Source organism: Pseudomonas syringae group sp. J309-1 (genome assembly GCF_032582135.1).
Classification (GTDB): domain Bacteria; phylum Pseudomonadota; class Gammaproteobacteria; order Pseudomonadales; family Pseudomonadaceae; genus Aquipseudomonas; species Aquipseudomonas quasicaspiana.
Genome location: NZ_JAWHNU010000170.1, coordinates 1 through 514, shown reverse-complemented (window position 1 = coordinate 514; position 514 = coordinate 1). Strand labels below are relative to the sequence as shown.

The window sequence follows — 514 nt, the reverse complement described above, 5'->3', positions numbered from 1 at the left end:
TTTCGGTACTGCGCGAGACTCCGGCCTCGCGACCGGAATGGGTCGTTGTTGCCGGGTTTAACGGCAGACCCGTCGGCCTCACCATCGGCCACGCTTTGGGCCAGGAGATCTATTCCTACTTCACTGGCGTGTTGCCCGACTGGCGCGGCAGGCATGTCGGCCTCGCGCTCAAGCTGCGCCTGATCGCTGCGGCGCAAATGTCGGGCATCACGACGATGCGGACAACGAACCTCGACGCCAATACTGCGGCGCTTCGGCTCAACGCCTCGATTGGCTTCCGTCGCGTTCCCGGCAGCCTGGAGGTCCGCAAGGCTTTGTCTGCGGTCGATTTCGCTACCTCGGCGAATCCCCGGTAACATAGCTGGCTGCGAACTCCGCGCTGGCCGGGATCGGCTTGATGATGTCGATCAGCACCCCCGTTGGGGTCGCTAGTGATGAAGTGGCGCTGGCCGAAGTCCTCATCGCGCAAGGACAGGAGCATAGGGATCCCGTCGGCAACAACCTGGCCATGCAC

At 63.4% G+C, this 514-nt stretch carries 1 protein-coding gene; it reads left to right on the top strand.

The window, feature by feature from the left end:
- The coding region (locus RX972_RS29285) for a GNAT family N-acetyltransferase (protein ID WP_316880799.1) at nt 1–356 on the top strand (356 nt) is incomplete at its 5' end.
- Nucleotides 357–514 lie beyond the last annotated feature (158 nt).